Origin of the sequence: Mycolicibacterium aromaticivorans JS19b1 = JCM 16368 (genome assembly GCF_000559085.1) — a bacterium.
Taxonomy (GTDB): Bacteria; Actinomycetota; Actinomycetes; order Mycobacteriales; family Mycobacteriaceae; genus Mycobacterium; species Mycobacterium aromaticivorans.
In genome coordinates, this window is record NZ_JALN02000001.1 from 3,620,865 (window position 1) to 3,642,113 (window position 21,249).

Here is a 21,249-nt window from a genome sequence, read left to right on the forward strand (position 1 = left end):
ACAGCTTCTGTCCGCAAACTGCGCGAGACTGGAGTCATGTCTGCGACGACGAGCCGGGTGCTGCAACTTCTCGGCCTGTTGCAATCGCGCCGGGTGTGGTCCGGCGCGGAACTGGCCGAGCGGCTCGGCGTGACCGCCCGCAGTGTGCGCCGCGACGTGGAACGGTTACGCGACCTCGGATATCCCGTCCACGCCAGCACCGGCCACGGCGGCGGCTACCAACTCGGCGCAGGGGCCGCACTGCCGCCGCTGCTGCTGGACTCCGATGAAGCCGTCGCCATGGCCGTTTGTCTGCGGCTGGCCGCGGGTGGCAGCGTCGCCGGCGTGGGGGAGGCGGCGCTGCGCGCACTGACCAAGCTCGACCAGGTGATGCCGGGCCGGCTGCGTTCACAGGTCGCCGCCGTGCACGACGCGACCGTCACGCTGACCCCCGAAGCCGAGTCGCCGGTGGATCCCGAGGTGCTGATGACGCTGGCGCGGGCCTGCCGGGACTCTGAACACGTCGGCGTCGACTACGTCGACCGGGCCGGTGCCCCGACCAGCCGGCGCCTGGAGCCCTACCAGCTGGTGACCACCGGACGGCGGTGGTACCTGCTGGCCTACGACCGCGACCGCGACGACTGGCGCAGCCTGCGGCTGGACCGCATGTCCCGGGTTCACGCGAAAGGAAGCACCTTCACCGCGCGGGAAGCCCCCGACGCCGCCACCTACATCCGTCGCGCCATCACCACGTCGCCCTACCGCTATGTCGCCAGGGTGCGTTACCGGGTTGCGAAAAGCGTTATGGAACAGCACTTCTCGCCCACGACAGTAACAATCGAGCATGACGGCCCCAGCACCTGCATCGTCGTCACCGGTGCTGACCACCCCAATGCGCTGGTGCTGCATCTGGCGATGCCCGGTATCGCATTCGAGATCCTCGAACCCGCCGAGGTCGTCGATGCGGCGCGGGCGATGTCGGCGTTGCTTGCCGCTGCCGCCAGGCAGTGATACCGAGCGAAGTCTTCAACTCGGGCCTGCACGGGTACCTGGTACCCATGCGGATGGCCACCTTCAACATCTTGCACGGGCGCAGCTTGGATGACGGGCAGGTCAATCTGGAGCGGTTGTCCCAGTGCGTTCACCGGCTGAACCCCGATGTGTTGGCGCTGCAGGAAGTCGACTGCGATCAGCCACGCTCGTCGCTCGCGGACCTCACGGCCGTCGCGGCCGCGGCGATGGGCGCCGTCGCGCACCGATTCGTCGCCGCGATCGCCGGCACGCCGGGAGCGACCTGGATGGCCGCTACCGGCAGCGAGCAACCGGGGACGGCCGGGTACGGGATCGCGCTGCTGTCGCGGTATCCGGCGATCTCGTGGCAAGTGCTGCGGCTGCCCCGAATTCCGGCCCGGTTCCCGATGTATCTGCCCGGCCCCAACCGGGTGCAGATCGTTCACGAGGAGCCGCGGGCGGCGATGCTGGCACAGCTGGACACCCCACTCGGGGTGATGACCGTCGCCAACACGCACTTGTCGTTCGTGCCGGGGTGGAACCGCGTCCAGCTGCGCCGGCTCACTCGTGATCTGAACGGGCTGCCGGGTCCGCGAGTGTTGATGGGTGATCTCAACATGTCGGGGGCGTCACCGAGCCGGCAGACCGGTTTGCGTTCGCTGGCCAGCGCGCCGACGTTTCCGCGGCACTGTCCGGACCGTCAGCTCGACCACATCCTCACCGACCACGACGGTCTGGTGGCCACCGAGGCAGGCACCCCGCTGCTGCCGATCTCCGACCATCGCCCGCTCGTGATCGACGTGTCGCTCCGCTGACCGGTGGTAGGGCCGTACATTGCTGGCGTGCGGATAACCTCCGCGGAGTCGACGGAGCTCTTCGTCGGACCGCCCGATGCGCCGCTCCAGGTGGTCCGGGTCGGCTATAGCGCGGCCGACGCCGGCGTCGTGCGGATTCTCGGCGACGGCGTGCACTCTGACGACGTTGCGGTGCCGCGCGGCGACGGGGTGGCGGAGGTCGCGGTCCGGATCGAGCGCCCGGCGCCCGGCGAGCGTCGAACAGCTCGCGCAGTCGGCGACGATGCCCAATTCCCATTCCAGCTCACCGTCGCCGAACCGGGCTGGACCATGTACATGGTCAGCCACTTCCACTATGACCCGGTGTGGTGGAACACCCAGGCCGCGTACACCAGCGTGTGGACCGAGAACCCGCCAGGAAGAGCCCGGCAGAACAACGGGTTCGCGCTGGTGGCCGCCCACCTCGAAATGGCCCGCCGCGACCCGGATTACAAGTTCGTGCTCGCCGAAGTGGACTATCTGAAGCCCTATTTCGACACCCACCCGCAAGACCGTGCCGATCTGCGCCGGTTCATCGCCGACTCGCGGGTGGAGGTGATGGGTGGGACCTACAACGAGCCGAACACCAACCTGGTCGGCGCCGAGACCGCGATCCGCAATTTCGTGCACGGCGTCGGCTACCAGCGCGACGTGCTGGGTGCGGACCCGGCGACCGCCTGGCAGCTCGACGTGTTCGGGCACGATCCGCAATTTCCCGGCATGGCCGCCGACGCCGGTCTGACGTCGAGTTCGTGGGCCCGCGGACCGCACCATCAGTGGGGGCCGATGGCAGCCGACGGCGACCCCAGACGCATGCAGTTCCCAAGCGAGTTCGAGTGGATCGCGCCGTCGGGACTCGGACTGCTGACGCATTACATGCCTGCGCACTACTCGGCCGGCTGGTGGATGGACTCCGCGGCGACGCTCGCCGACGCCGAGCAGGCCACCTATCACCTGTTCGCCGAACTGAAATCGGTGGCACTGACCCGCAATGTGCTGCTGCCGGTCGGCACCGACTACACCCCGCCCAATGCCTGGGTCACCGAGATCCACCGTGATTGGAACGCCCGCTACACCTGGCCGCGATTCGTCTGCGCCCTGCCGTCGGAGTTCTTCGCCGCCGTACGCGCCGAGACGGCGCAGCGCGGCGTGACGCCGTCACCGCAGACCCGGGACATGAACCCGATCTACACCGGCAAGGACGTGTCGTACATCGACACCAAGCAAGCCAACCGGGCCGCCGAGGATGCGGTGCTGGGCGCCGAGCGGTTCGCGGTGTTCGCGGCGCTGCTCTCCGGTGCCCGCTATCCGGAAGCCGCCCTGGCCAAGGCCTGGGTACAGCTGGCCTACGGTGCCCACCATGACGGCATCACCGGCTCGGAATCCGATCAGGTGTACCTCGACCTGCTGACCAGCTGGCGCGACGCGTGGGAGCTCGGCTCGACCGCCCGAGCCGGGGCGCTGGAGCTGCTGTCTCGGGCCGTTGCGCCCGAGTCTGGTTCGGTCGTCGTATGGAATCCCTTGGCGCACAAGCGAACCGATATGGTGACCGCCCGGCTGGCGACGCCGGTCGGGCCCGGGGCTGCGGTGGTGGACTCCGCGGGGGTGTCGCATCCTGCTGTGGTCTCCGACGACGGTCACCTGGTGAGCTTTCGGGCCGACGATGTCGATTCCCTCGGCTGGCGCGGCTACCAGCTGGTGGCCACGCAGGAGTCGACCGGGTGGCGCGCCGCTGACGGTTTCGAGATCACCAACTCCCACCACCGGTTGCGGGTCGACCCGGCTCGCGGGGGTGCCGTGGTGTCGCTGGTGGAGGTGGCGACCGACCGTGAACTGATCGCGCAGGGTCGTGTCGGCAACGAACTGGCCGTCTACGAGGAGTATCCGGCGCACCCGCAGGCGGGAGAGGGGCCGTGGCATCTGCTGCCGACCGGCCCGGTGACGTGTTCGTCTGCAGCCGTTGCGGATTCGGTTCAGGCCTATCACAGCCCGCTCGGCGAGCGGATCGTCGTGACCGGCCGGATCGGAGAGCTGCTGCGCTACACCCAGACGCTGACCTTGTGGCACGGCATCGACCGGGTGGACACCAGCACCACCATCGACGAGTTCACCGGAGCCGACCGGCTGGTGCGGCTGCGCTGGCCCTGCCCGGTGCCCGGCGCGCTGCCGGTCAGCGAGGTCGGTGACGCCGTGATCGGACGTGGTTTCGGGCTGCTGCACGACCACGAGTCCGGGGAGGATCGCGCTGTCGACTCCGCCAAACACCCATGGACACTGGATAATCCGGCGCAAGGCTGGTTCGGCTTGTCGTCGGCGGCCCGCATCCAGGTCGGCTCGGGCGTGCGCGCCGTGTCGGTGGCCGAAGTGGTGGTCCCGACCGAGGACACCTCCGCGGCCCGCGAGTTGATGGTCGCTCTGGTGCGCGCCGGGGTGACGGCGACCTGTAGCGCTGCCGGACGCCCGCGCTACGGGCACCTCGACGTCGACTCCAATCTGCCGGACGCCCGGATCGTGGTCGGCGGCCCCGAGAACAACGCGTTCACCGCCGCGGTGCTCGCCGCGGCAGATCCGGTCTACACCGCCGAACTGCGCCAACAGCTTTCGGAATCCGGACAGGCGCGGGTGTGGGTCCCGGCGAGTGAGTCTCTGACGGCGGTGTGGCAGCCCGACGCCGACCTTCGCGGCGTGCTCGCGTTGCCGGTGCTGATCGTCGCCGGAGACGGGGCCCTCGCCGCCGTCGTCGAGGACCTCGGTGACGCCCAGATCGACGTCAGCCAGGACGCGCCGTCCGGCCTCGGCGAGTTCGAATCGCGCACCGTCGCCCTGCTCAACCGCGGCGTGCCGGGCTTCGCCGTCGAACCTGACCAGACCCTGCACAGTTCGCTGATGCGGTCGTGCACCGGCTGGCCGTCGGGGGTGTGGATCGACCCGCCGCGGCGCACAGCCCCGGACGGGTCCAACTTCCAGCTGCAGCATTGGACGCACACGTTCGACTTCGCTCTGGTGTCCGGCCGCGGTGACTGGCGGTCCTGCGAGATGCCCTCTCGCAGCGCCGAGTTCACCCATCCGATGGTGTGTGTAATGGTGGATGAGGGGATGGAGACACTGGCCGCCGATGGCTCGCTGCTGCGCGTCGAACCGGCAGGCGCACTTCATCTTGCCGCGCTCAAGATCGGGGGCAACCCGACCACCACCGGAAGTTCCGCAGCTGTCGACCCCGAGGACGTCACCATCCGGCTGGTCGAAACTCGCGGTACGACAACCGAAGTCGCGCTGTCGTCTGGGGTCGGCACAGTGTCCGCGGTGGTGCCTGCCGATCTGCTGGAGGCCGCCCGCGGCTCTGATGCGCCGCCGCTGCGGCTGCACGCCTACCAGATCGCGACCCTGCTGGCCCGTTTGAACGTTCACGCCGTGCTGGACGCCGACGGTGCCGCATTGGCCCCGGACACCGAGATCGCGCAACCGCTGTACGCCCGCTACTGGCTGCACAACCGCGGCCCGGCCCCGCTGGGCGGACTGCCCGCCGTCGCGCATCTGCACCCCGAAGCCGTCACCGTCGAGCCTCGCCAAACCGTGCGGGTGCGGCTGACCGCCGCCAGCGACTGCAGCGACGCCACCCTGGCCGGACAGGTGCGACTTCGCGGACCGCACGGCTGGACCGTCGAACCCGACGTGCTGCCCTTCGAGCTGCCCACCGGCCATCACCGGGAAGCCGAGATCGTCGTGACCGCGCCTCCGGATGCGCAGCCCGGCGACTACCCCATCCGCGCCCAGCTCATCCTGTCCGGGGACGTGCCGGCGGCGTGGAAACAACCCGTCGAAGACGTCTGCGTGGTCTCGGTCGGTCCCCCCGGCACGCTGGTGCACCTCGTCGGCGAGCCGTCCGACATCCTCGTGGCCGCGGGGGAGCGGGCCCGCCTCGCCGTCACCGTCAGTAGCACCGCGCACGCCGACCTGTCGTTGGAGGCCCATCTCATCAGCCCGTGGGGGACCTGGGAGTGGATGGGTCCTGCATCGTGCGGCGCTATCGTCGGCGCGAAATCGGAGGTGGAGGTCGCCTTCTACGTCGCGCCGCCGCCGTGGACGACACCCGGGCAGTGGTGGGCGGTGGTCCGGATCGGGTGCGCGGGCCGGCTGCTCTACACACCCGCGGTGGCGGTGACGGTCCGATGAGCGTGGCCGCCACCGTTGCTGGGGTGGATGTCGAGGTCGGCGAGGTCGACGACCGCGAGGCCGCGCTGCGGGCCACACCGCAAGTCGCGGCGCTGCCACGGCCGCACACGAGTGAAGGGCGCCAGCTACGGCGCTGGCTCACCCAGCTGCTGGTCGCCGAGAAGTTGGTGGCCCGCGAGGCGGAAGCGCTAGGGATCAGCGTGACCGAGACGACGCCCGACGAGGACGACCTGCTGCCCGACTCCACCGCGCGGCTCGAGATCGGTAGCGTCGCCGCCGCGGTCCTGGCGGCCCCGATCGCCCGGGCGGTCTTCGCGCACATCACCGATGGCGTCGAGGTGGACGACGACGCCGTGACGGACTTTCACGCCCGAAATCCGCGGCGGTTCCTGCGCTTCGCCGGTACCGGTGGCTGGCGGGTGGCCAGTGAGCCCGCGCTGGCCGATGTGCGCCCACTGATCGCCGCGCTGCTCCTCGGCGCGGCCCGGCGGCGCCACTTCCGGATGTGGCTCGGCCAGCGCCACGCGGATCTGGTGTGGCTGGCCCCCGGCTACGAGCACCCTGGCGACCCGCGCCAGCCCGACAACACCCACAAACACTGATGGTGGCGACGCTTGCAGTCGACATCGGCGGCACGAAGATCGCCGCCGGCCTCGTCGACCCCGACGGCAGTCTGCGATACGAGGCCCGCCAGCCCACCCCGCATTCCGACGACCCCGATCAGGTGTGGGCCGCGGCTGCTCGCGCCATCGCCGATGCGCTCGCCGCAGCGGGCGGCCCGGTCGCAGGCGTCGGCATCTCCTCGGCCGGCCCGATCCACCTGCCCGACGGAACCATCAGCCCCATCAACATCCCGGCGTGGCGTGACTTTCCGGTCGTCGAACGAGTGGTCGCGGCGGTCCCCGGCGTGCCGGTGCGTCTCGGCGGCGACGGGCTGTGCATGGCGCTCGGCGAGCATTGGCGCGGCGCCGGCCAGGGTGCGGCGTTCCTGCTCGGCATGGTGGTGTCCACCGGGGTCGGCGGCGGACTGATCCTCGACGGCGCGCCGTACCACGGGCGCACCGGCAACGCCGGGCACGTCGGCCACGTCGTCGTCGATACCGACGGACCGCCGTGCACCTGTGGCGGCCGCGGTTGCGTAGAAGCGATCGCCAGCGGACCGCATCTGGCGCAGTGGGCCCGCACGCAGGGCTGGGACGGTGCCGACGCCAAAGAGCTTGCCGACGCCGCGGCGACCGGAAACCAGGTGGCGTTGGCGGCGTTTCGCCGCGGCGCCCGAGCGATCGCCGCGATGATCGCCTCGGTGGGCGCCGTCTGCGACCTGGACCTCGTCGTCCTCGGCGGGGGAGTGGCCAAGGCCGGCCCGGTGTTGTTCGACCCGCTGCACGAGGAGTTGCGCACCTTCGCCGGACTGGAGTTCCTGTCCGGGCTGCGCGTGGTCCCCGCCGCGCTGGGCGGGGAGGCGGGCCTGGTCGGTGCGGCCGCGCTGTTGCGGGGCTGAGCAGCCGCTCGCGGGCGTTTTGGCTGATCCGGGGAGCGCACGCTATCCTTGCTCAGTTCCACCGAAGACCGTCGGTCACCGAGCAATCGGTTGAAGGTCCCGGATTCCCGGGCGGCCCACGCAGGAGGACGAGGTAGCAGTATTTTTCTGTGCGCCCCGACCAGTCCTGTGTCGGGGCGTTTGTGATTTCTGGCTTTCTCGCTCGTCGGTTGGTGGACGTCCCAACCATCACGAGGAGGCAAGCATGGCTAAGCCTGAAAAGGCCACCGCGGTCGCCGACATCGCCGAGAAGTTCAAGGAGGCGACGGCCACCGTTGTCACCGAGTACCGCGGCCTGACGGTGTCCAACCTTGCCGAGCTGCGTAGGTCGCTGGGTGCCGGAACCAGCTACACCGTTGCCAAGAACACCTTGGTGAAGCGGGCGGCGTCCGAGGCGGGTGTCGAGGGTCTTGACGAACTCTTCGCCGGTCCGACCGCCATCGCGTTCATCCAGGGCGAGCCCGTCGACGCCGCCAAGGCGATCAAGAAGTTCGCCAAGGAAAACAAGGCACTGGTCATCAAGGGCGGCTACATGGACGGTCGCGCGCTGACCGTCTCCGAGGTCGAGCGCATCGCCGATCTCGAGTCGCGCGAGGTACTGCTGTCCAAGCTGGCCGGCGCAATGAAGGCGAAGCAGTCCCAGGCCGCGGCGCTGTTCGTGGCGCCCGCGTCCCAGGTCGCACGCCTGGCCGCAGCTCTGCAAGAGAAGAAGGCTGCAGAGGGTTCCGCAGAACCCGCTGCCTGACACAAACCACCACAAAGCACACAGATAAGGAATCACCATGGCAAAGCTGTCCACCGACGAACTGCTCGACGCGTTCAAGGAAATGACCCTGCTGGAGCTCTCTGAGTTCGTGAAGCAGTTCGAGGAGACCTTCGACGTCACCGCCGCCGCCCCGGTCGCCGTTGCGGCTGCCGGCCCCGCCGCCGGTGGCGCTGCCGCCGAGGCCGCCGAGGAGCAGTCGGAATTCGACGTCATCCTCGAGGGTGCCGGCGACAAGAAGATCGGCGTCATCAAGGTCGTCCGTGAGATCGTCTCCGGCCTGGGCCTCAAGGAAGCCAAGGACCTCGTCGACGGCGCCCCCAAGCCGCTGCTGGAGAAGGTCAACAAGGAAGCCGCCGAGGACGCCAAGGCAAAGCTCGAGGCTGCCGGCGCGACGGTCACCGTCAAGTAGTTTCGGTATCACCGAAGGAGGCCCCCGGATTCGTCCGGGGGCCTTCTCGTTGTAGGGCGTATTCGCGCAGTTACCGCAACGTCTCACCCGCGGGCCGGACCGGACCATCACAGTTTTACGAGCGTCAATAACCGTAGTGACACAACCTGAGTGGCACGAGGGGCCGTGCGCTACAGTGACTCAAACCACAGGCCATCGCGGCGATGGCTGACCGGTGTGGGCGGAAGGATCTGGCGTGGGTATTGCTATTCAGGTCGAGGGGCTGACTAAGTCATTCGGTTCCCAGCGAATTTGGGAAGACGTGACCCTCGATATCCCCGCCGGTGAGGTCAGCGTGCTGCTGGGCCCGTCGGGTACCGGTAAATCTGTGTTCTTGAAGTCGTTGATCGGCCTGCTGCGCCCCGAGCGCGGCAAGATCATCGTCGACGGCACCAACATCATCGAGTGCTCGGCCAAGGAGCTCTACGAGATCCGCACCCTGTTCGGCGTCATGTTCCAGGACGGCGCGCTGTTCGGCTCGATGAACCTCTTCGACAACACTGCCTTCCCGCTTCGTGAGCACACGAAGAAGAAGGAAAGCGAAATCCGCCAGATCGTCATGGAAAAGCTCGACATGGTCGGCTTGGGTGGCGACGAGAACAAGTTCCCCGGTGAGATCTCCGGCGGTATGCGCAAGCGTGCCGGACTGGCGCGCTCACTGGTGCTCGACCCGCAGATCATCCTCTGCGACGAGCCCGACTCCGGTTTGGACCCGGTTCGCACCGCGTACCTGTCCCAGTTGCTGATCGACATCAACGCTCAGATCGACGCCACGATCCTGATCGTGACGCACAACATCAACATCGCCCGTACGGTGCCCGACAACATCGGCATGCTGTTCCGCAAGCACCTGGTCATGTTCGGTCCCCGCGAGGTGCTGTTGACCAGTGACGAGCCGGTGGTGCGTCAGTTCCTCAACGGTCGCCGTATTGGCCCGATCGGCATGTCGGAGGAGAAGGACGAGGCGCAGATGGCCGAGGAGCAGGCCATGGTCGACGCCGGCCACCACGACGGCGGTGTCGAAGAGATCGAAGGCGTGCCGCCCCAGCTGACGGTCACCCCGGGCATCCCGGAACGCGACGCCGTCCGACGCCGCCAGGAGCGGGTCCGCCAGATCCTGCACACCCTTCCCCCGGCCGCCCAGGAGGCCATCCGCGACGACCTCGACGGCACCCACAAACTGCCCAGTCACACTTTCGCCGGTGAAGACGGCAACTGACCCAAGCTAACTATCAGCGAAATGCCCCAATCGAAATCGGTTGGGGCTTTTCTCTTTTCGGGTGCGCGCCCGGATCCGCCGGGGCAACTACGGCCTGCGCAGGAAATGACGCTTTGGCCAATTCGCCTCATCGCGGCAATTTGCTGGGTTAGCGTTTGGCCCGATCGCGCAGGAGGAGGCGACTAGGTGCTACGCGACCGGCGAGTCTGGTGGGCGGCCGTTGCCGTCTTCGTCTTGCCGACTCAACCGGCCGCCGCAGCGGCCGGCTCGATCGCCGCCTGACGAATCGATGACATCCCGGCCTGCGGATGGGATTTCGATCCTGACATGGGCTGGGCCTGAGTAGCTTTTGCCGGATCGTCAATTTGGGGAGGCAGGTCAGCGATGACGCAACGTCAGGTCTTGTTGGGCACCGGCGCGATGGTCGTGGGGTTGGGTGCGGCCCTGCTGTCCGGGTCCGCTGCGGCCCACGCCGACAACGGCGACGGCGCCGGTTCGAAGTCGCCGTCGAACGCGTCGTCCTCGGCTGCCGGCAAGTCCACCGGCACGAGCAAGCGGACGTCCACGCCGTCGTCGGCCACGCGCACGGCGCGCTCGTCGCTCGCCGCACAGAAAGCCGGCCTCACGGCCGCCGCGACGACCGCGCCGACGACCGTCACCGCCGGCGTCGCCACCTCGGGTCGGACCGGAACGCGGTCGCTGGCCACGTCACCGTCGACCCCGGCGTCTGATCTCCTGGCCAGCGCTGCGCTGACTGTGCTCGCGAATCTGGGGGCGGTGCCGCGCACCACCATTCCCGCCGCCACCACGACTGCGAGCGCACCGGTGACCACGTCGACCACGCTGCCAGTGGCTCCGACCAACGGGGTGACCGGCGTTATCGTCGGCCATTCCCGACTGGACCTGCCCGGGGCCTTCATTGGTAACACCGTCGCCGCCGACTGGTACTTCCCGACTCAGGCCGACGGCAGCGTCGACGCCCAGGGCGTCATCTGGCTCCAGCACGGCTTCGGAGCCACCAACACCTTCTACTCGGCCCTGGCCAAGGATTTGGCGCAGCAGACCAACAGCATCGTGGTGGCGCCGACCCTGTCCTCCATCCCGATCACGTTCTCGGGCGGCTGCCTCACCTGCGCGGTGACCGAGCAGGACGCGGCCGCCCTGCTCGGACCGGACCGCGCAACGCTGCTGAGCAGCGCAGCCGCAGCGGGCTTCACCGGGCTGGCACTCCCGGAGCGCTTCCTCCTGGCCGGCCACTCCGCGGGGGGTGGCTTCGCCACCGCCGTCGCCGATGATTACCTCGCCGGCGCCGACGCCCAGTACAACCCGTCCGATCTGGTGGGCGTGCTGATGTTCGACGGGGTGTCCAACGGCGCCCTGACCGGATCCTTCGCCAGCCAGGTCGCAGACCTGGCCGCCGCGGACAAGCCGATCTACCAGATCGCGGCCCCGGCGCAGAGCTGGAACCTGTTCGGCGCGACCACCAACGTGCTCGCGGCCACGCTGCCCGGCTCGTTCATCGGCGTCGTCCTGCAGAACGGCTCACACGTCGACTCGATGCTGGGGGTCAACCCGCTGTTCGATGCGGTGCTGCAACTGGTGACCAAGCGGGTGCCGGCCGGGAACACCGCGGCCGTCTACACACTGAGCAACGGCTGGATCAATGACATGTACGCCGGTGCCACCCCCGAGGCTCCGCAATACGGCTTCTACCCGGCGGCCAACCAGCAGATCATCATGGGACCCACGGCCGCGGTAGGGCTGCCCGCCGCGGAGGCCAACCAACTGGGACCGGTCGACAAGCTCGTCAAAGGCTTGATCGACACGGTCGCCCGCATCTTCGGCACCCAGCTGCCCGCGCCGGTCAACACCGGCAACAACGGGCTGAACCCCAATAACCCCGTCGTCTCGGTGGGCAACGGTGTCACCGGCGTCCGGTTCGGGTCATCCGTGCTGAATATCCCCTGCGGTCCCAACGGCTACGCCGCCCCCGCCAACTGGTACTTCCCGACCCAGGCCGACGGCACCGTCGCCGCCAACGGCGTGATCTGGCTGCAGCACGGGTTCCTCGGCTTCAATGACTGGTACGGCACCGCCGCCCAGCAGTTGGCCCAGGAGACCAACAGCATCGTGGTGGTGCCGGACATCTTCTGGTTCAACACCCCGCTGTGCCCGGGCTGCTACTTGGGCGGCGCCGAGATGCGCCAGGCGGTCGCCAGCATGTTCGAGGGCAGCCGCTCGGCGCTGAACATCAGCGCCAACGCGGCCGGTCTCAGCGGCACGCTGCCGGAGAAGTTCCTGCTCACCGGGCATTCCGCCGGCGGCAACTTCGCGACCGCGGTCGGGGCGCTGATCACCCAGACCGATCAGGTCGACAACCTGCTCGGCGTGGTGATGTTCGACGGAGTCTCGAGCGACCCGCTGTTCACCGACTCGCTGACCGCACTGAAGGCGGCCGGCATCCCGGATTACCAGATCGCCGCGCCGCCGCAGCGCTGGAACGCCTACGGGGTGGCCACCGAGCTGATGCAGGCCTTCTACGGCAACCAGTTCTACGGCGTGCAGATCGACAACGGCTCGCACACCGACGTCATCGCCGGAAACAACCCCTTCGGGCTGCTCGGCGAGCTGCTCAGCACGATCATCGTCAACCCGTCCCCGCGCGGGGCCAAGACGGCAGTGCGGACGTTCGCCTCCGGCTGGATCAATGACATCTACGCAGGCCACGGCCCGACCGATCCGCTGTACGGGATCTACGGCAGCCCCAACGACGGCACCTATGTACCCGATCAGCCGATCGTCATGGGTGAGGCCGGGGCAACCACGCTGCCGGCGCCACCGCCGGTCGACGTCGCCCAGTACGCCAATGGTCAGCCCTGGTACGAGCAGGGCAGTGTGAAGCTGCCGTTCGCCTGGGGGCTGGTCAACACCAAAGCGGTGTACACCCTCAACGCCGACGGCTCGGTCCGGGTGCAGAACTCCGGCAACTACATCGGGCCCAACGGCCCGGCGAGTCAGATCACCGGGACCGCGGTGCCGGTAAACGCCGGCGTCAACACCCGCCTGGACGTCGCCTTCTTCAACCAGACGCCCAACACCGCCGAACCCGGCAATTACTGGATCCTCGACTACGACCCCAGCTATCAATGGGTGATCGTCAGTGATCCGACCGGCTTCTCCGGCTACATCCTCACCCGGGACCAGTCCATCTCGAGCGACGAGTACAGCGCGTTGGTGACCCGGGCCCGCCAACTCGGGGTGTGGGGGCCGATCACCCGGACGCGGCAGTACCCGACGACCGTCAGCGTCTGAGGTGGTCCAACCGGCAATTTTCCACACCAAACGCCGCGTTATCCCTTGACGGAAAGGCGCAAACGGGTCAGTCTGTTCTCCAGCATGTGTGCATGGGTAGCTAGATCGCCAGCCAGCGCCAGCCCGCCCGGCATGAGCCTGTTGAGGAATGCGCCGTCTTCCGCTATTGTTGGACGTTGCGCTGGCTGCCTCCTGCCCACCTCAACCTGCACCTGACACCACCGGTCCTCAAGTCTGAGTAACGACATTCCAGCTCGAGACCTGTTTGCATGTCGCGTGCGTCCGGGGAAAGGCCGGGCCTCGAGTAGGCCAGCCGAACCGACGCAGATATCGCGACCTCCCGGATGCTTCCGGTCTGTCGCATTAGGTGCTGGAAGGATGCATCTTGGCAGTCTCTAGCCAGAGCAAAACGACTACTACTTCTAACTCCGTTCCCGGAGCACCAAAACGAATTTCCTTCGCGAAGCTGCGCGAGCCGCTAGAAGTACCCGGCCTGCTCGACGTCCAAACGGAGTCGTTCGAGTGGCTGATCGGCTCGCCGCGCTGGCGTGCGATCGCAGAGGCTCGCGGTGACGTCAACCCGGTGGGTGGCCTCGAAGAGGTGCTCACCGAGCTGTCGCCGATCGAGGACTTCTCCGGCTCGATGTCGCTGAGCTTCTCCGACCCGCGTTTCGACGAGGTCAAGGCTCCGGTCGACGAGTGTAAAGACAAGGACATGACGTACGCGGCTCCGCTGTTCGTCACTGCCGAGTTCATCAACAACAACACCGGCGAGATCAAGAGCCAGACGGTCTTCATGGGTGACTTCCCGATGATGACCGAGAAGGGCACCTTCATCATCAACGGCACCGAGCGTGTCGTGGTGAGCCAGCTGGTCCGGTCCCCGGGTGTGTACTTCGACGACAGCATCGACAAGTCCACCGAGAAGACGCTGCACAGCGTCAAGGTGATCCCCGGCCGCGGTGCGTGGCTGGAATTCGACGTCGACAAGCGCGACACCGTGGGTGTGCGTATCGACCGCAAGCGCCGCCAGCCGGTCACCGTGCTGCTCAAGGCGCTCGGGTGGACCAACGAGCAGATCCGGGAGCGCTTCGGCTTCTCCGAGATCATGATGTCGACGCTGGAGAAGGACAACACCGCAGGCACCGATGAGGCGCTGCTGGACATCTACCGGAAGCTGCGCCCGGGCGAACCGCCGACCAAGGAGTCGGCGCAGACCCTGCTGGAGAACCTGTTCTTCAAGGACAAGCGCTACGACCTGGCCCGGGTGGGTCGCTACAAGGTCAACAAGAAGCTGGGCCTCAACGCGGGCCAGCCGATCACCAGCTCGACGCTGACCGAAGAGGACATCGTCGCGACCATCGAGTACCTGGTGCGCCTGCACGAGGGCCAGACGGTCATGACGGCGCCTGGCGGTGTTGAAGTACCGGTCGAGGTCGATGACATCGATCACTTCGGCAACCGTCGCCTGCGTACCGTCGGCGAGCTGATCCAGAACCAGATCCGGGTCGGCCTGTCCCGCATGGAGCGTGTCGTCCGCGAGCGGATGACCACTCAGGACGTCGAGGCGATCACGCCGCAGACCCTGATCAACATCCGTCCCGTCGTGGCGGCGATCAAGGAGTTCTTCGGCACCAGCCAGCTGTCGCAGTTCATGGACCAGAACAACCCGCTGTCGGGTCTGACCCACAAGCGCCGCCTGTCGGCGCTGGGCCCGGGTGGTCTGTCCCGTGAGCGCGCCGGCCTCGAGGTCCGCGACGTGCACTCCAGCCACTACGGCCGGATGTGCCCGATCGAGACTCCTGAGGGTCCGAACATCGGTTTGATCGGTTCGCTGTCGGTGTACGCCCGGGTGAACCCGTTCGGCTTCATCGAGACGCCGTACCGCAAGGTCGAGGGCGGCAAGGTCACCGACGAGATCCACTACCTGACCGCCGACGAGGAGGACCGCCACGTCGTTGCGCAGGCCAACTCGCCGACCGACGCCGACGGCCGCTTCACCGAGAGCAAGGTGCTGGTCCGTCGTAAGGGCGGCGAGGTCGAGTACGTCGACGCCACCGAGGTCGACTTCATGGACGTCTCGCCGCGCCAGATGGTGTCGGTCGCGACGGCGATGATCCCGTTCCTCGAGCACGACGACGCCAACCGGGCCCTGATGGGTGCCAACATGCAGCGCCAGGCTGTTCCGCTGGTGCGTAGCGAGGCGCCGCTGGTGGGTACCGGCATGGAGCTGCGTGCGGCCATCGACGCCGGCGACGTCATCGTCACCGAGAAGGCCGGTGTGGTCGAGGAGGTTTCCGCCGACTACATCACCGTGATGGCCGACGACGGCACCCGGCACACCTACCGGATGCGCAAGTTCGCCCGCTCCAACCACGGCACGTGCGCCAACCAGCGTCCGATCGTGGACGCCGGGCAGCGCGTCGAGTCGGGCCAGGTACTCGCCGACGGTCCGTGCACCGAGAACGGTGAGATGGCGCTGGGCAAGAATCTGCTCGTCGCCGTCATGCCGTGGGAGGGCCACAACTACGAGGACGCGATCATCCTCTCCAACCGCCTGGTTGAGGAGGACGTGCTCACCTCGATACACATCGAAGAGCACGAGATCGATGCCCGCGACACCAAGCTGGGCGCCGAGGAGATCACCCGGGACATCCCGAACGTCTCCGATGAGGTGCTGGCCGATCTCGACGAGCGCGGCATCATCCGCATCGGCGCCGAGGTCCGCGACGGCGACATCCTGGTCGGCAAGGTCACCCCGAAGGGTGAGACCGAGCTGACCCCGGAGGAGCGGCTGCTCCGCGCGATCTTCGGTGAGAAAGCGCGCGAGGTCCGCGACACGTCGCTGAAGGTGCCGCACGGTGAGTCCGGCAAGGTCATCGGCATCCGGGTGTTCTCCCGCGAGGACGACGACGAGCTTCCCGCCGGCGTCAACGAGCTGGTCCGCGTCTACGTGGCCCAGAAGCGCAAGATCTCCGACGGCGACAAGCTCGCCGGACGCCACGGCAACAAGGGCGTCATCGGCAAGATCCTGCCCGTCGAGGACATGCCGTTCCTTCCGGACGGCACCCCGGTGGACATCATCCTGAACACCCACGGTGTGCCGCGTCGGATGAACATCGGCCAGATCCTGGAGACCCACCTCGGGTGGGTGGCCAAGGCCGGCTGGAACATCGATGTCGTCGGCGGGACGCCCGAATGGGCTGCCAACCTGCCGCAGGACATGCTCTCGTCGGAGCCGAACAGCATCGTCTCGACGCCGGTGTTCGACGGTGCTCGCGAAGAGGAGCTGCAGGGTCTGCTGAGCTCGACGCTGCCCAACCGTGACGGCGAGGTTCTCGTCAACGGTGACGGCAAGGCTGTGCTCTACGACGGCCGCAGCGGCGAACCGTTCCCGTACCCGGTGACGGTCGGCTACATGTACATCCTCAAGCTGCACCACCTGGTGGACGACAAGATCCACGCCCGCTCGACCGGCCCGTACTCGATGATCACCCAGCAGCCGCTCGGTGGTAAGGCGCAGTTCGGTGGTCAGCGGTTCGGTGAGATGGAGTGCTGGGCCATGCAGGCCTACGGCGCGGCGTACACGCTGCAGGAGCTCTTGACCATCAAGTCCGACGACACCGTCGGCCGGGTCAAGGTCTACGAGGCGATCGTCAAGGGCGAGAACATCCCCGAGCCGGGCATTCCGGAGTCGTTCAAGGTGCTGCTCAAGGAGCTGCAGTCGCTGTGCTTGAACGTTGAGGTGCTGTCTTCGGACGGCGCGGCAATCGAGATGCGTGACGGTGACGATGAGGACTTGGAGCGGGCTGCCGCGAACCTCGGAATCAACCTGTCCCGCAACGAATCTGCCTCTGTCGAAGACCTTGCCTGATTGCGGCTTCGCCGCGGGCGTTAAGTTATCTAGTCCCGAAAGGGGAAAGGGAGTTACGTGCTAGACGTCAACTTCTTCGATGAACTCCGGATCGGTCTTGCGACCGCGGACGACATCCGTACCTGGTCCTTCGGTGAGGTCAAGAAGCCGGAGACCATCAACTACCGCACGCTCAAGCCAGAGAAGGACGGGCTGTTCTGCGAGAAGATCTTCGGACCGACTCGCGACTGGGAGTGCTACTGCGGTAAGTACAAGCGCGTTCGCTTCAAGGGCATCATCTGCGAGCGCTGCGGCGTCGAGGTCACTCGCGCCAAGGTGCGCCGCGAGCGGATGGGCCACATCGAGCTGGCCGCTCCGGTCACGCACATCTGGTACTTCAAGGGCGTTCCGTCGCGCTTGGGCTATCTGCTGGACCTGGCGCCGAAGGATCTCGAGAAGATCATCTACTTCGCCGCCTACGTGATCACCGCGGTCGACGACGAGATGCGCCACAACGAGCTCTCCACTCTCGAAGCCGAGATGGAGGTCGAGAAAAAGGCTGTCGCCGATCAGCGTGACTCCGACCTGGAGGCTCGCGCCCAGAAGCTCGAGGCCGACCTGGCCGAGCTCGAGGCCGAGGGTGCCAAGTCCGACGTGCGCCGCAAGGTGCGCGACGGTGGCGAGCGCGAGATGCGTCAGCTGCGTGACCGGGCCCAGCGTGAGCTGGACCGGCTCGACGAGATCTGGACGACCTTCACCAAGCTGGCCGTCAAGCAGCTCATCGTCGACGAGAACCTGTACCGCGAACTGGTCGATCGCTACGGCGAGTACTTCCAGGGCTCGATGGGTGCGGAGTCGATCCAGAAGCTCATCGAGACCTTCGACATCGACGCCGAGGCCGAGAGCCTGCGCGACACCATCCGTAACGGCAAGGGGCAGAAGAAGCTTCGCGCCCTCAAGCGCCTCAAGGTGGTCGCCGCGTTCCAGCAGTCGGGCAACTCGCCGATGGGCATGGTCCTCGACGCGGTCCCGGTGATCCCGCCGGAGCTGCGCCCGATGGTCCAGCTGGACGGTGGCCGCTTCGCGACCTCCGACCTCAACGACCTGTACCGCCGCGTGATCAACCGCAACAACCGGTTGAAGCGACTGATCGACCTCGGCGCTCCCGAGATCATCGTCAACAACGAGAAGCGGATGCTGCAGGAGTCGGTCGATGCGCTGTTCGACAACGGCCGTCGTGGCCGGCCCGTCACCGGGCCGGGCAACCGTCCGCTCAAGTCGCTGTCCGATCTGCTCAAGGGCAAGCAGGGCCGGTTCCGTCAGAACCTGCTCGGCAAGCGCGTCGACTACTCGGGCCGTTCGGTCATCGTGGTCGGCCCGCAGCTCAAACTGCACCAGTGCGGTCTGCCCAAGCTGATGGCTCTCGAACTGTTCAAGCCGTTCGTGATGAAGCGTCTGGTCGATCTCAACCACGCGCAGAACATCAAGAGCGCCAAGCGGATGGTCGAGCGTCAGCGTCCCCAGGTGTGGGATGTCCTCGAAGAGGTCATCGCCGAGCACCCGGTGCTGCTGAACCGTGCACCCACGCTGCACCGCCTCGGTATCCAAGCCTTCGAGCCGCAGCTGGTGGAGGGTAAGGCCATTCAGCTGCACCCGCTGGTCTGTGAGGCGTTCAACGCCGACTTCGACGGCGACCAGATGGCGGTTCACCTGCCGCTGAGCGCCGAGGCGCAGGCCGAGGCCCGCATCCTGATGCTGTCGAGCAACAACATCCTGTCGCCGGCGTCGGGCAAGCCGCTGGCCATGCCGCGTCTGGACATGGTCACCGGTCTGTACTTCCTGACCACGCTGGTTGCCGGCGAGAAGGGTGAGTACACCGCTGCAGCCAAGGATGCACCGGAGACGGGTGTGTACAGCTCGCCGGCCGAGGCGATCATGGCGATGGACCGTGGTGCACTGTCGGTTCGCGCTCAGATCAAGGTGCGCCTGACGCAGCTGCGTCCGCCGCATGAGGTCGAGAACGAGCTGTTCGGCGAGAACGGTTGGCGCCCGGGCAATGCCTGGACCGCCGAGACCACGCTGGGCCGGGTGCTCTTCAATGAGCTTCTGCCGCAGGGGTATCCGTTCGTCAACGAGCAGATGCACAAGAAGGTCCAGGCCCGGATCATCAACGATCTGGCCGAGCGCTACCCGATGATCGTCGTCGCGCAGACCGTCGACAAGCTCAAGGATGCCGGTTTCCACTGGGCCACCCGTTCGGGTGTGACGGTGTCGATGGCGGACGTCATCGTGCCGCCGGAGAAGCAGGAGATCCTCGAGCGTTACGAGGCCGAGGCCGACGGGATCGAGAAGAAGTACCAGCGCGGCGCGCTCAACAAGCAGGAGCGAAACGACGCTCTTGTCGAGCTGTGGAAGGAAGCCACCGAAGAGGTCGGTAACGCGTTGCGGGCGCACTACCCCAACGACAACCCGATCATCACGATCGTGGATTCCGGTGCGACGGGTAACTTCACCCAGACTCGGACGCTGGCCGGCATGAAGGGTCTGGTGACCAACCCGAAGGGTGAGTTCATCCCGCGGCCGATCAAGTCCTCGTTCCGCGAGGGCCTGACGGTGCTGGAGTACTTCATCAACACCCACGGCGCTCGAAAGGGTCTGGCGGACACCGCACTTCGTACCGCCGACTCGGGTTACCTGACCCGTCGTCTGGTGGACGTCAGCCAGGACGTGATCGTGCGCGAGCACGACTGCGGCACCGAACGCGGCATCCTGGTCGACCTGGCCGAGCTCCAGGCCGACGGCAGCCTCATCCGGGATCCGCACGTCGAGACCTCGGCGTACGCCCGCACGCTGGCCGCGGACGCGGTCGACGCCAAGGGCAACGTCGTCGTCAACGCCGGACACGATCTCGGTGACCCGGCGATCGACGCCCTGTTGGAGGCCGGCATCACCTCGGTCAAGGTCCGCTCGGTGCTCACCTGCACCAGCGCCTCGGGTGTGTGCGCGATGTGCTACGGCCGTTCGATGGCCACCGGCAAGCTGGTGGACATCGGCGAGGCTGTCGGCATCGTGGCCGCGCAGTCCATCGGTGAGCCCGGCACGCAGCTGACCATGCGCACCTTCCACCAGGGTGGTGTCACCGGTGGCGCCGACATCGTCGGTGGTCTGCCCCGCGTGCAGGAGCTGTTCGAGGCGCGTATTCCGCGGAACCGCGCACCGATCGCCGATGTGGCCGGGCGGGTCCAGTTGGAGGAGACCGACAAGTTCTACAAGATCACCATCGTTCCCGACGACGGGAGCGAGGAGGTCGTGTACGACAAGCTCTCGAAGCGTCAGCGGTTGAAGGTGTTCAAGCACGACGACGGTTCCGAGCGACTGCTGGTCAACGGTGACCACGTCGAGGTGGGCCAGCAGCTCCTCGAGGGCTCGGCCGACCCGCACGAGGTGCTGCGTATCGAGGGTCCGCGCAAGGTGCAGATCCACCTGGTCAAGGAAGTCCAGGAGGTCTACCGGGCGCAGGGTGTGTCGATACACGACAAGCACATCGAGGTCATCGTTCGGCAGATGCTGCGGCGCGTCACGATCATCGATTCGGGCGCAACGGAGTTCCTGCCCGGCTCGCTGACCGAGCGCGGCGAGTTCGAGTCGGAGAACCGGCGTGTGGTTGCCGAGGGCGCCGAGCCCGCGGCCGGCCGTCCGGTGCTGATGGGTATCACCAAGGCGTCGCTGGCCACCGATTCGTGGCTGTCGGCTGCGTCGTTCCAGGAGACCACTCGCGTGCTGACCGATGCGGCGATCAACTGCCGCAGCGACAAGCTGCAGGGTCTGAAGGAGAACGTGATCATCGGCAAGCTGATCCCGGCCGGTACCGGTATCAACCGTTACCGCAACATCCAGGTTCAGCCGACCGAGGAAGCCCGCGCTGCGGCGTACACGATCCCGTCCTACGAGGATCAGTACTACAGCCCGGACTTCGGCCAGGCCACCGGTGCCGCGGTGCCGTTGGACGATTACGGCTACTCGGATTACCGGTAGGACTACCGCTAGCTGATCAAGGAAAAGCCCCCGCTTCGGCGGGGGCTTTTTCTGTTGCCGAACGTAACGCCAGGGCGGGT

At 67.1% G+C, this 21,249-nt stretch carries 11 protein-coding genes; all 11 read left to right on the top strand.

The window, feature by feature from the left end:
* Positions 1 to 36 precede the first annotated feature (36 nt).
* Positions 37 to 990, top strand: a complete 954-nt coding sequence (locus Y900_RS17360) for a helix-turn-helix transcriptional regulator (protein ID WP_036343439.1) — start codon at positions 37 to 39, stop codon at positions 988 to 990.
* Between the two features lie 47 nt (positions 991 to 1,037).
* On the top strand, positions 1,038 to 1,805 hold the full coding sequence (locus Y900_RS17365; protein ID WP_036347105.1) for an endonuclease/exonuclease/phosphatase family protein: 768 nt from the start codon (positions 1,038 to 1,040) through the stop codon (positions 1,803 to 1,805).
* Positions 1,806 to 1,832: 27 nt separating this feature from the next.
* Positions 1,833 to 5,996 (top strand): glycoside hydrolase family 38 N-terminal domain-containing protein, encoded by a 4,164-nt coding sequence (locus Y900_RS17370; protein ID WP_036343441.1) that lies wholly within the window; start codon positions 1,833 to 1,835, stop codon positions 5,994 to 5,996.
* Entirely contained in the window at positions 5,993 to 6,598 is a 606-nt protein-coding gene (locus Y900_RS17375) for a DUF7158 domain-containing protein (protein ID WP_036343442.1), read from the top strand. The genes Y900_RS17370 and Y900_RS17375 overlap by 4 nt, the downstream gene beginning before the upstream one ends.
* 2 nt (positions 6,599 to 6,600) lie before the next feature.
* Positions 6,601 to 7,497, top strand: a complete 897-nt coding sequence (locus Y900_RS17380; RefSeq protein ID WP_081845330.1) for an ROK family protein — start codon at positions 6,601 to 6,603, stop codon at positions 7,495 to 7,497.
* Between the two features lie 244 nt (positions 7,498 to 7,741).
* Positions 7,742 to 8,281 carry a 50S ribosomal protein L10 gene (rplJ, locus tag Y900_RS17385; RefSeq protein WP_036343445.1) on the top strand — a complete coding sequence of 180 codons (540 nt, stop codon included), beginning with the start codon at positions 7,742 to 7,744 and terminating at the stop codon, positions 8,279 to 8,281.
* A gap of 37 nt (positions 8,282 to 8,318) precedes the next feature.
* A complete protein-coding gene (gene rplL / locus Y900_RS17390) occupies positions 8,319 to 8,711 on the top strand; it encodes a 50S ribosomal protein L7/L12 (RefSeq protein ID WP_036343447.1) in 393 nt (130 codons plus the stop codon).
* 235 nt (positions 8,712 to 8,946) lie between these two features.
* Positions 8,947 to 9,969 (top strand): ABC transporter ATP-binding protein, encoded by a 1,023-nt coding sequence (locus Y900_RS17395; RefSeq protein WP_036343448.1) that lies wholly within the window; start codon positions 8,947 to 8,949, stop codon positions 9,967 to 9,969.
* A gap of 384 nt (positions 9,970 to 10,353) precedes the next feature.
* Positions 10,354 to 13,281, top strand: a complete 2,928-nt coding sequence (locus Y900_RS30355; RefSeq protein WP_081845153.1) for a lipocalin family protein — start codon at positions 10,354 to 10,356, stop codon at positions 13,279 to 13,281.
* Between the two features lie 367 nt (positions 13,282 to 13,648).
* Positions 13,649 to 17,155: a DNA-directed RNA polymerase subunit beta gene (rpoB, locus tag Y900_RS17410; protein WP_109751087.1), complete on the top strand. Its 3,507-nt coding sequence runs from the start codon at positions 13,649 to 13,651 to the stop codon at positions 17,153 to 17,155.
* 57 nt (positions 17,156 to 17,212) lie between these two features.
* A complete protein-coding gene (locus Y900_RS17415; RefSeq protein ID WP_036343449.1) occupies positions 17,213 to 21,169 on the top strand; it encodes a DNA-directed RNA polymerase subunit beta' in 3,957 nt (1,318 codons plus the stop codon).
* Positions 21,170 to 21,249 lie beyond the last annotated feature (80 nt).